3 protein-coding genes and 8 pseudogenes are annotated in these 10,398 nt (G+C 62.7%); 4 read left to right on the top strand and 7 right to left on the bottom strand.

What is annotated here, in order from left to right; genetic code table 11:
* Positions 1-288: 288 nt before the first annotated feature.
* Positions 289-587 (top strand): annotated as a pseudogene (locus ACFWU3_RS32880) (IS5/IS1182 family transposase); the annotation flags it as partial.
* Between the two features lie 78 nt (positions 588-665).
* On the opposite strand, the pseudogene ACFWU3_RS32875 reads toward ACFWU3_RS32880, so the two are convergent.
* Together ACFWU3_RS32875 and ACFWU3_RS32870 are read right to left on the bottom strand one after the other, a co-directional pair.
* Positions 666-1,020, bottom strand: a pseudogene (locus ACFWU3_RS32875) (transposase family protein); the annotation flags it as partial.
* 1,072 nt (positions 1,021-2,092) lie between these two features.
* Positions 2,093-2,520, bottom strand: a pseudogene (locus tag ACFWU3_RS32870) (transposase); the annotation flags it as partial.
* Between the two features lie 72 nt (positions 2,521-2,592).
* Between ACFWU3_RS32870 and ACFWU3_RS32865 the strand changes: the two are divergent.
* Positions 2,593-3,082, top strand: a pseudogene (locus ACFWU3_RS32865) (transposase family protein); the annotation flags it as partial.
* 279 nt (positions 3,083-3,361) lie between these two features.
* On the opposite strand, the gene ACFWU3_RS32860 reads toward ACFWU3_RS32865, so the two are convergent.
* The 3 genes and pseudogenes from ACFWU3_RS32860 to ACFWU3_RS32850 all read right to left on the bottom strand — a co-directional run.
* Positions 3,362-3,703 (bottom strand): hypothetical protein, encoded by a 342-nt coding sequence (locus ACFWU3_RS32860; protein WP_384444718.1) that lies wholly within the window; start codon positions 3,701-3,703, stop codon positions 3,362-3,364.
* A 387-nt stretch (positions 3,704-4,090) separates the two neighbouring features.
* Positions 4,091-4,531: an ATP-binding protein gene (locus ACFWU3_RS32855; RefSeq protein ID WP_384444728.1), complete on the bottom strand. Its 441-nt coding sequence runs from the start codon at positions 4,529-4,531 to the stop codon at positions 4,091-4,093.
* A gap of 691 nt (positions 4,532-5,222) precedes the next feature.
* Positions 5,223-5,804 (bottom strand): annotated as a pseudogene (locus ACFWU3_RS32850) (IS630 family transposase); the annotation flags it as partial.
* Between the two features lie 110 nt (positions 5,805-5,914).
* Here ACFWU3_RS32850 and ACFWU3_RS32845 point away from each other — a divergent pair.
* A pseudogene (locus ACFWU3_RS32845) lies at positions 5,915-6,212 on the top strand (transposase family protein); the annotation flags it as partial.
* A gap of 85 nt (positions 6,213-6,297) precedes the next feature.
* Here the strand turns inward: ACFWU3_RS32845 and ACFWU3_RS32840 are convergent.
* Positions 6,298-8,913, bottom strand: coding sequence for a LuxR C-terminal-related transcriptional regulator (locus tag ACFWU3_RS32840; RefSeq protein ID WP_384444716.1), 2,616 nt, complete (start codon positions 8,911-8,913; stop codon positions 6,298-6,300).
* Between the two features lie 180 nt (positions 8,914-9,093).
* Here ACFWU3_RS32840 and ACFWU3_RS32835 point away from each other — a divergent pair.
* Positions 9,094-9,860 (top strand): annotated as a pseudogene (locus ACFWU3_RS32835) (IS5 family transposase); the annotation flags it as partial.
* Here the strand turns inward: ACFWU3_RS32835 and ACFWU3_RS32830 are convergent.
* Positions 9,853-10,243 (bottom strand): annotated as a pseudogene (locus ACFWU3_RS32830) (transposase); the annotation flags it as partial. The pseudogenes ACFWU3_RS32835 and ACFWU3_RS32830 overlap by 8 nt on opposite strands.
* Between the last annotated feature and the right edge of the window lie 155 nt (positions 10,244-10,398).

Raw genomic sequence — 10,398 nt, 5'->3', positions numbered from 1 at the left:
ATGGCCGGAAAGAAGGACGTACGGCTCGTGTCCTTCCGGCAGTTCTGCGACTGGCTCGACGTCCAGGACCCGCAGGTGCTCGCCAAGCTCTGCTCACTGGAGGTCGGCCAGGCCCCACGAGCGGCTGGAACGCGTCTTTTGAGACCTCGTGACAAGGGGCCTTCCAGGCACCGAGGGGGGCGTGGAAGATCGTCCCGCGGGTGACGAGGACGGTCTCCGCAGTGCATGAGGCTCCTGTGCGGTTGAGGGAGGTGTGCGGCGTCTCAACTCATCGGCGCAGGAGCCTGGTTGGTTTCCGTTGCTGCGGCACTCGACCTGTCTCACGGCCTGGTCGAATGGGGATCCATGCTCATCGTCCACCCGTGAGGGTGACCGCTGCTGCAAGCTGCCACCAGCGGGTCGTCGGCCTCGTGTGCCTCCGCCGGCACGACACGCTCGCGCAGATCGCCTCAGGTTTCTGCATCTGCGTCCGCACCGCCCACGCCTACGCCACTGCCGTCATCAACCACGTGTCCGAAGGGGCCGCTGGACTGCTGCGTCTCCTGCGGGAGACCGATCCCGAGCACATCCTGCCCGCCGGCACGCTCACCGCCGTGGCGGCGGTGCTTCTCCGAGGAGTCGGCCAGGCTGTCACCGACGCGTTCGCACTCGCGGTGAGGTCGTCGGTTCATGCCGTGCCTCTTGTGCTCCAGGGAGTAGGAGGGCTCATCCGCGGCGAGCCGTCCGTGGGAATCAGGGGGCCGTCGACGATGACAAAGTCACCCTCACCCCGACCCACCAGCGCCTCGTGCAAGCCCGGTACCCCGCGGCCAACACCTCGAGGGGCTCGTCGACGTAGCGCCACATCGCCTCCGAGACCCCGAACCGGGCACCGACTTGCGTGTACGTCTCGTTCCTGCGCAGATGTGCGAGTACCAGCAGCGCCTGCTTGAAGCAGCCCAGAGCGTATTCAGTTCACGCTTTCGGGCGTAGATCAGCCATGAGACATGCTCAATCCAGCTCATGCGGGACGTCGCGCATGGAAGGGTACGGAATCAACGAAGCCCCCGGCGATGGTTGTGTGGAGTGAGATCACAACAACCAACGACGAGGGGCTTCGGCACGTCACCCCCTACTGAACAGGCCTTCTAACCCCCAGAACCAGGATGAAAGAGGTCCACTGGCCAAGGCACCCATCAGTTTCGGCTCCATGCTAAGGCGTAGACTGCAATCTGCATATTGGGTAGTTCATACTCATTCCTATTGGGACCGATGAGGCTATCTTCGACTCAGGAATTCGCGAGCGATACCGGATCCGTACGGCGCCGCCACGTCCTCGCGATCCCGGCCTCCATAAACGCCACGATCGTCCGTAGTCGCAACGCTTCCCTGCGCCCACGGCGACACCTGTCGTGCGTCCCGCCCCAATTCAATCACGCAGCATTCAAGACCCAGAATGCCTACCGTTTGGATTAAAGTTGCGGCGCAATTGAAGGTGCTCGAGGCGTTTGCGTGATGATGTGACGTCTGGGTGTAGGTCCGTACTGCGAGTCCCTAGTAGCCAGCCCAGGGAGGGAGGCATGCCCCGCTCACGTGCTCTGAGAGAAGCCGAGGTAACCGTGGCAGCCAATCCTCAAGACACTGTTCTTCACGTCTGGTCGACAGTGTGTCGCAGCGGGAAGGCCCATTGCACCAGCTCCTGGAGCACGAGCCAGGAGGACTCGTGAAGAGATCTTGCGGGCGACGGGACTGCGTCTGCAGCTTCTGGAGTCGCACAATGGATGTCCTATTCTTGAACCTGCTCGATGCAAACTACACTGTTCCCGAAGAACGGGCCTTGCGGCGATGGTATCCAGAATTTCCCTCGTCTCGCCCTCCTCTCCGCCGGCCTGAATCCGAGGAGAGTTGACCCTTGCTTTCCTATTAGCATCCGGTGTCGAAAGGTGTTTCGAGCTGTGCCGCTCACCTGGGAATTCTCCGGACACAGAGCCATTTCAACGGTACCGCAGGATGCGGATGGAGACCGCGATTGAAGAGAAGGCATTCAATTCGGACGTACCCCGGGGATTTGCGGAAGATTCGCCAGGACTTCAATCGTGCGACGCCACATTCGACCGGCCGCGTCGGACAGAACATGCATCTTGGAACCCGGCTTGGCCGGTCCACGGGGCTCGGACCTGCAAGTTCGCCCTCCTTCAGCGCGGACATGGGCAGAGTCGAGGACCGCACGGGATAGGTCCACCAACCTCTGCCCGTCCAGGAGTTGGAGCACCCTCTGGTGCAGCCTCTGCCCCACACGCCGGCCCGCGGCCAGATCAGGAACCGGCGATGCGCAGTCGACCTCGACGCCCCGAGACAGGGCGGCAGTGCGCGCCAGAAACAGCCGCTGACCAGCACCCAAATGACCGCTGCGAAGACCGCCCTGTCATCGATGGTCGCGACCCCGCCACCCTGCGGCCTCACCCGGACCGGTGGCAACAACGGTGCCGGGATCTCCCACAGCCCATCCGGAACGATCCAACCCCACCCAACGCTCCCCATGCACCTCTCAACGACCAACAACCAGGTAGGACAAGGTCCTAGTGTGTTGCATTTCTCTTGTAGGCGTGGGGGTTGAGGGCTGAGCCGTTGTGGGTGGAGAGGTTCGCCCGTGAACGTGGCGGGAACGGACGCGGTGGTGGTCGGCCGTGGTGTCTGCCGTTGGCCGACCGGCTGGTGGTGGCGGTCTACTACCGCATGAATTTCACGATGCGGCATCTGGCGCCGTTGTTCGGGGACTCCCCGGCGACGGTGTGCCGGGTGATCCAGCAACTGCCGCCGCTTCTGGCGATCGAGCCGGCTGCCCACCCGGCCGACACGTAAACGGTTGTGGATCGTGGACGGCACCCTGGTCCCCGTCCGCGACCGCACGACCGGAGCCTCCTCACGCAACTACCGGTTCTCGGCATACGTGCAGGATCATCGATGCCGAAACGAAGCTCGTGATCGCCGCGGCCCGGCCGATCCCCGGTAACCCGGACGAGCCCTGCTGCCCGGCGAAGAAGAAGACAACGCCGAGCGCCGGAAAGTCCGGGCCCGTGTCGAGCATGCCTTCGCCCGCATGCACTACCTCGGCCTCGCCGCATGATCCACAGGCCACGGAACCCGCTTCTGCCTGCTCGAACACAGCCCTGGGCACACGCTTTACAGCGTGTTGCAGGCCTGCGGTTAAGGGGTCGTCCGCCTGGGCCAGGCGGCGGGCGAGGTGTCGTCACAGTCCTCCGCGCCCGCGGGCCCGCCGTGACCACGAGAGTCCGGTACGTGCGGTACCAGGCGGGGCCAGGCGGCGGAGCCGGCACAGTCGATCTGGCCCGACAGACTCCCCGCGGCCGGCTGCAGTTGGTTACGCCTGGTGATCACAAAGTATGGAGCCCGGCATGAGCCACATGATGCGCTGCAGCAGCCGTCCGAAGTCGCGGTGGGTACGGTCACCAGCGAGCAGGTAGGTCGCGAAGCTCAGCGTTTCCAGGTCCGGTTCGGCTTTCAGGAAATCGGCCAGGCGCGTACAGCCGGCCAGGGCGCGAACGCTCGGGCGCCGTTCGCGCAGCGCGCCGACCAGCGCGGTGGTGAGGTGGCCGACAGCGCCGCCCATGGTGCCGGGCAAAGTCAGCGACTCGGCGATGTCGGCCACGGCGGACTGCATTTGCTGCGGCAGGTCGACCCCGTTGCTGAAACGGCTGAGCATACCGCTGCGCCTCAAGGTACTCCTCGAGCGGTTCGCCAGGATGGGTGCGCTCCCTGTGCCGGAGCAGGGCAGGGCGAAGGCGGGCAAAGGCCGCCGGCCCAGTGCGGCAAGCGTAAGGCGGATCGACAGCCCCAAGCGTTCGAACCGAAGTCGATGCCACCGGGCCGTGGAAGGTCGATACGCACCGGAACAATCCGCTAGATCGGCCAGCCGGCGCGTCCCACTGATCAGGGCGGCCGTCGCATTGGAGAGCGAGGCCTCGACCTTGCGAGAGGGTGGACTTGCTGATCCCGCCGACGTCGTGGCGGCCAGAACGCTGTGCCGGGGACTCGCCAGATCCTGGACAAGGGCCTGGCCGCTGCATTCCGACGCTTCTCGCGGCTTGCGTCAGGCAGGAGCCCGATTCGTACAGCTCGTGCGGTCGATCATGTCCGCCCAGTGTGTGCCCCCAGCAGGTCCCTCGGATCCTCCGGTCTCACGGGCAAGCGATTGCGTAATGCAGGCACCCCGCCCATGCTCGTCGTCGGGCAGCAATGACGCTTCGAAATTGGGGCCTCCGTCGGTTACCTCGATGTGTATGCCGACGCGCCCGGTATGGTCATGAGTGACCGTCAGCTCGAACACCAATGGCGGAAGGGCGTGAATGACCGAATTGGTCACCAGTTCCGAGACCACCAGCAACGTTTCCTCAGTCGTTTCGGGGTCCACGCGCCCCTCCGTAATATCGCGAGCCAGAGCCCTCGCCATCTGGGCGGCTCTGGGGGAATGCGGCAGGATCACACGGACATCGGCGGGGGAAGGGGCCACATCGCGGCGCCCTAGGCTCATCGTCCCATCCTGATCGAAATACATCTCACACTGTGATTGAATCAGGATTGGAACCACTCCCTTGGGATCGAAATCTGGCTTTCGGTACCTCCGATGGTTGCCGGATTGGGCACTATTTGTATGAGTATTCTCTACTCAATCGACGTTTTCCGGTCAGGCTGCCGTAGTGCGGAGCGGAAACCGGTGACTGCTGGTGGTTGGTCGTGTGTGTCCAGGATGGGGGCGTGCGTAGGTTGTCGCCGGTCGCATCTGGTCGGCCTCTGCCTCGCCCGGCCGGGTGGCGAGGCCGTGCTCTCGATCGACCGAGAAGACGCAGATCCAGGCGCTGCACCGGACGTGGTCGCGCTGCCGGTGACCTTCTCGGCCACCGAGAAAGTCACTTGCCCGACCACGTCCCGCAGGGGAACTATGGCGCCGCACTCAACGTTGCCATCGGCGAGTGCAAGTCGCGCCGGAAGGCCGTGAATTCCGCTGGCCTTTCTCAAGAAGGCGGTAAAGCTGCCTGCCGGATCAGATCGAGAGCTGGTTGGGACTGCTGACCCGACAGTCGATCCGACGCGGCACCTTCGTCAGGGTTAGCGTCCTGAACACACAGATCCGCCCCTACATCTTCCTGGTGAGCCTGGTTCGCGTTCCAGGACTTGATACAGGTTCCGGATGGTCCCTCTTCAGGGGGTGGGCGCTCTCTTGATCAGAAACTCAAAGGGTTCTCTTCGAGGGTGTAGCGGACGTGGGGGCCGCCGAAGTAGCCGCGGACGATGTGGGGCTGGCGCCGGCGGCGGTGGAAGAACCTGCGTGCCTCGGCAGCGAGTTGGGCCTGGTTGCGGGCCCTGCTGCTCATGGGCAGACTTCGTTTGAGGTCGGCGTTGACGAGTTCGTCGGGGTTCAGCTCGGGCGAGTACGAGGGCAGGAAGTGCAGCTCGATCCTGTCGGCGTGCTCGGCCAGCCATGTGCGGACCACCCGGGAGCGGTGTGCGGAGTGACCGTCCACCACGAGGTGGATCTTGCGGTCGAAATGGCCGATGAGCCGGTCGAGGAAGCGGCACATGACCTTGGCGTCGAAGGTCTCGGTGAACACCATGAAGTGCATCCGGCCCTTCGTGCTGATCGCGGACATCGCATTCACGGAGAACCGGTTGCCGGTGCGGCGCACGATGGGGGTACGGCCCCTCTCGCCCCAGGTGCGACCGGTGACCTGATCGGAACGGATGCCGACCTGGTCGGCGAACAGCACCGCACCGTTCTCGGCCTTCGCCGTCGCCCGGATCGCCGGCCCTTCCGCAGGCGAGCCAGGACCAGCAGGGCGTGTTTGAAGCAGCTCAGCTTCTGCCAGCGCGACTTCAGTGCCCCCGGACGGCTCCCCCGTGGCTCTCGCCAACTCCGCCGGGCTGAGCTCACGACCTGACCGCGGCCCGAGCCCACGGCATCGTTTAGGCCTGCGTCACGCGCGATGCTCGTCCTGGCCGACCTCGCCTACCAGGGAGTCGGCGCCACCGTCCGCACCCCCTACTACCACCGCGAACAACCCGAGCACTACCAGCAGTTCAACCGCGCCCATGCCCGCCTGCGCGCGCCCGGTGAACACGCCTGCGTGACGTTGAAATCCTGGCGCATCCTCCGACGAGCACTATGCTCCACCCATCGCATTACCCGGGACCACCCATTATCTACAACCTGCTGACTTGCAGAAAGGGCTTCTGACGAATCGAGGCCAAACGGTTCAATCCGCCCGAGTCATCACCGCCAAGTCGGAAAGGGCTCACTGCTCAGAACTCGCCTGACAGTGCGCTGGTAAGGGACTTGCGACTCGTGATACCAAGCTTGCGGAAGATTGTTTGCAGATGATTATCAACCGTTCGTTTCGAAACAATCAGTTGCTTCGCTACCTCGGCCGTGGTAGAGCCTTGGGAGACAAGAAGGGCGATCTGCGTTTCGCGTTCTGTGAGCCGTGTAGGAGTCAGGGAAGGAATCAGGTCTGGTGTTCTTGCTCCTTGACACTTTCGCGCGAGTGAGATCGCCTTGTTTCGAGCTGTTGTAGCCCGACGTGAACTTCCCTGGCGCTCCCATGTGGTTGCTGCCGCAGAAGCGGATTCAGCTGCCATGAGGTTGGCCCCAACCTCCGCGAGTGAACTCGAGCAGTCGAAGAGTTCTTGCGGGTCTTTCGTTGCCATAGCTGCTGCGTAGCGCGCGCGTACTTTGGTCAACTCGCCGTCGGTTGCGTCGGCAAGCTCGCTGAGACGGTCAACCGCAAGCTGTGCTCTTCCGACCCTGCAGAGGTCTGTCAAGATTCGAGCCTCGCTGGCCAAATGATTCAGTTCGCGTGCCTCTTGCGCGGCGTCGATGAGTTCGGACCGAGCACTCGTGAGATTGCCGACGGAGACTGCCAACCAGATTTTACCGAGGCGGAGTTCGGGGACGAACGGCCCTGAATCTGGAAAGGGTTCAGCTTCTCTTAGCGCTCGTTCGGCGGCCTCAGTATCATGCAAAAGAGCAGCGGCCTCGGCGATTCGCACGAGTGCCTGGTGAAGCGTCTGCATCAGGGAGTACCTGCGCCCGAGAGCAGCACCTTGGGCAGCCCAACGTCTGGCAGTCAGTGGACGCCCTTGAAGCAATGCACATCGGGCGAGGGATGTTGCGGTCCAGGCCAGCGCCTCAGGAGCATCATCGGCAGATGCGCTCGCCCATCCCTCAACTCCAACGGCGTATGCCTCGTCAATTCTTCCGGACTCTTGCAATGCGAAAGTCAGAGGTGTGAGGTATTGCACGGGATGGGGGAGCCCTGTGGGGTCCGTTATACCGAGGCGCTCTGCGTGAGCGGCTCTAGCCAATTCAAGGGACTTCTTCACCTGCCCCGTGGCAGCCAAACAAGCAGCGAATGTGCCTTCTCCGATCGTCCTGATATATGAGTTTGGCACGGCATCGATGTTCTGCAGAAGCTTCAGTGCTTCTTGATGTCTACTAACCGACGCAAGAAGGACCCCTCTTGTAGCTTGCAGGGCTGCGCGGGCCTCTGGCGTGTGCACCTTGGTGACGGCCTCGGAATTGAGGTGGAGCGCTTCCTTTATGTCCAACAACGACCAAGCGGTAATGCGTGTCATTGCTATTGACGCATGAACGTGCTCGTCATCGGTGGAGGCGCGAGCCGAAGCCTCTTTCAAGACTTCCAACGCTTCCCGGGGTTCGCCCAGTTCGTCCAGAGCCGCACCGAGAAGTAGCCGAGGCCAGAAGCTGTCGTCCCCGTGGCGGGCCGCGGCAGCGAGAGTTCTCGCTCCGCGATAGTCGTGTACGCCCATAGCGATTCTCGCACCGCTCATCAGAAGTGCCGTGTCCGCCGTACCTGTCGCGGTCAGTTCCCACATTGCGACGTGCTCAACGTCCTCGCGTCTGCGGCTCCCCGCCGCACGGATTCGAGCAACCTGCTCCAGGAGCAATTCCTTCTTCCGGGATACTGTCAGATCAGATTGGAGCACCTTCCCGTATAGCGGATGCGAGAGCTCGGTCTTTTCTCGACGACCTTGCCGTAGGATTTGCACGAGACCGGCAGATTCCAGCTCGTAAACTTCGTGGGGAAACCATTGAGCATTCACCACCCCACACAAAGAAAGCAATTCCAGTAGTCTCCGGGAACTGCCTTCAATGGCAGACAATCGTTCGTTGATCAAATCGGTGATCAGACCCGTCTGTGGGTAGTTTTCCGCAACATGCCATATTTCTCCGTCGAACGTCAGGGCGTTTGATGCCAAAGCGCCAAGGGTGAGCTCGTGAATAAACAATGCATTGCCCCTGCTTGTGGCGTAGAGCTGCTCTGCCGTCCGGGGCTCTATCGTGCCACCCAGGAATGATGTCAAGATTTCATCGATCTCGTCTCGGTCGAATGAATGCAGATCGATGCGATGAGCTGCACTGGCACTTCGCATATTCGAAGCAAGTCTATTGAGATCCGCTCCCTGCTGAATTGTTGTTATAAGAAAAGCTGACTCGGCATTGATTAGTTGATCGATAAGAGTAGCCGAGGCTCCGTCCAGGAGCGAGATATCATCCACCAGTATTACGTACTTGCCTCTTCTGGATCCCGTCGGCAGGAGTGCATCGCTAGCGCCCTGAAATATTTCCATAGGGGTAGAGACGGCCACCGTCTTTGGTAGGAGATGAGCCATGGAGGCGAGTGGAAATCCAGAATCACTGCTGGCAGCTGCCCTCCCTGATCGATGACCGAGTTCGCGTGCTAGCCGCTGGCATTCCTCCGCCAGGCGCGTCTTCCCCACACCTTCTGGGCCCTGGATGATGAAAGCGTGGCACTCAAGATCCAAAAGTGCGCGTTTGAACGCGGTCACCTCATTGCCACGACCAACGAAGGGCCAGGCTCGATCAAGATTGCCCATGGAATCTCCTTGTTGCGCCGCAGGTACGCTAATTCAACTTTACACCGGAGCAAGCGAACTCGCATGGTGTTCACTTATTAGGCATAGGGTGTATTTGATTTACAACGGCTCAAGAATGACGTGGTTCGGTCCTGGTGACCGTGACCGCGTCAGGTTCAGCGTTGTCCGGGCACGGGGGCTTTGCCGTGGATCGTGTCGGATGGCCTGTGGGCGCGGATCGAGCCGCTGCTGCCCCGCAAGGAACGCCGGTTGCGGCACCCGGGCCGGAAGCCGCTGCCGGGCCGACAGGCTCTGTGCGGGATCCTGTTCGTGCTGCATACCGTCATCCAGTGGGAGTGCCTGCCCCAGGAGCTCGGCTTCGGGTCGGGGATGACGTGCTGGCGGCGGCTGCGGGACTGGAACGAGGCCGGCGTCTGGCAGCAGCTGCACGAAGTGCTGCTGGCCGAGCTCAACGCAGCCTCCTGTCTCGACTGGTCGCGTGCGGTGGTCGACTCCAGCCACGTGCGGGCCGTAAAAGGGGGAGCCAGGCGGGACCGAGTCCGATCGATCGTGGCCGAACGGGATCGAAACACCATCTGATCACCGACGGGCACGGCACCCCGCTCGCCGTGATTCTCACTGGCGGCAACCGCAACGACGTCACCCAGATCATGCCGCTTATCGACGCCATCCCACCCATCAGGGGCCGGGTCGGGCACCCGCGACACAAGCCGGACTCACTCTTCGCCGACCGCGGCTACGACCACGACGTCTACCGCGACAAGGTCCGACAACGCCGCATCGTGCCGGCCATCGCCCGCCGGGGCACTCTCCGCGGCACCGGGTTGGGCACCTACCGCTGGGTCGTCGAACGCAGCTTCGCCTGGCTCCACGGCTGCAAAACCCTCCGCATCCGCTGGGAACGACGCGCAGACGTACACGAAGCCTTCCTCAAATTCGCCTGCTGCCCGGTCGTGCGCGGTCGACTGGGCTCGGCCCGCTTTTGGGACCCCGCCGAGCGGCCCGCACGTGGCTGGAGTCGATCACCGCCCGCGACCAGTCCAACTGCTTCGCCATCCGCAGCTTCGTCAGCAGCACGGCATGGAGCCGGTCCCACACGCCGGGCCTCGTTCCACGCGGCAAGCCGCCGCCGGCACGTCATCCCGGACCCGAAGCCGAGCTCCTGGGGCAGGTACTCCCACTGGATGACGGTACGCAGCACGAACAGGATCTCGCACAGAGCCTGCCGATCAGGCACCCTCGGCCGACCCGCGACCAGCTTCGGACCCGGCTCCGGCAACAACGGCTCGATCAGCAACCACAGTTCGTCCGAGACGATCCACGGCCGCACATCCCTCTCCCCACGGACAGACCAACGAGCATCCAAGCCGACAGTCACACCATCAATGACTTCTGTTAGGACCTCTAGGCGCATGGGTAACCAGTACTCAGAGATCGTTTTCTCCCGTTGCCCTATCTCGGGATCAGCTGTTTGGTCTGTGGTGT

Origin of the sequence: Streptomyces sp. NPDC058685, from assembly GCF_042714725.1 — a bacterium.
Classification (GTDB): Bacteria; Actinomycetota; Actinomycetes; order Streptomycetales; family Streptomycetaceae; genus Streptomyces.
The sequence above is the reverse complement of the archived record's forward strand: the minus strand, read 5'-3'. Positions and strand labels throughout refer to the sequence as shown.

Bases quoted from the DNA above. Each gene is read 5' to 3' on its own strand.
- ACFWU3_RS32860 (WP_384444718.1), bottom strand. From the start codon at position 3,703: ATGCTCAGCCGTTTCAGCAACGGGGTCGACCTGCCGCAGCAAATGCAG.
- ACFWU3_RS32840 (WP_384444716.1), bottom strand. From the start codon at position 8,913: ATGGGCAATCTTGATCGAGCCTGGCCCTTCGTTGGTCGTGGCAATGAG.
- ACFWU3_RS32855 (WP_384444728.1), bottom strand. From the start codon at position 4,531: ATGAGCCTAGGGCGCCGCGATGTGGCCCCTTCCCCCGCCGATGTCCGT.